Annotated in this window: 1 protein-coding gene; it reads right to left on the bottom strand. The window is 63.0% G+C overall.

Annotated features, from left to right (window positions below; translation table 11 throughout):
- A partial coding sequence (locus tag FH08_RS0134270; protein WP_031362669.1) for a sensor histidine kinase occupies positions 1-354 on the bottom strand: 354 nt, incomplete at both ends.

Genomic DNA, 354 nt, shown 5'->3' with positions numbered 1-354 from the left:
ATTGCCCACGACAGTGATCAGCTCCTGACCCGACAACGGGACTTCGTCGGCGTCCGAGGGCAATTCGGTGTCATCGGTGATCGTCAGACTGATGGCGCGTTCATCGGCTTGGGCACTCTTGCCGAGTAGCCGGGCCGCCAGCGCCGGTTCGCCAACCGTGTTCGACAGCCGGTCGACCAATTGCTGCGACAGTTGCAACTCGTCGGTGGCAAACCGCACGGCTTCGGTGCTGCGACCCATCTCGACGAGTGTGACGATGGTGTGCAGCCGGTTGGCCGACTCGTGTGCCTGCGACCGCAACGATTCGGCGAACACCCGCATCGAGTTGAGTTCGCCCAGGGCGCCCTGTAATTC

This window comes from Caballeronia sordidicola (assembly GCF_000729995.1).
Classification (GTDB): Bacteria; Pseudomonadota; Gammaproteobacteria; order Burkholderiales; family Burkholderiaceae; genus Caballeronia; species Caballeronia sordidicola_A.
The sequence above is the reverse complement of the archived record's forward strand: the minus strand, read 5'-3'. Positions and strand labels throughout refer to the sequence as shown.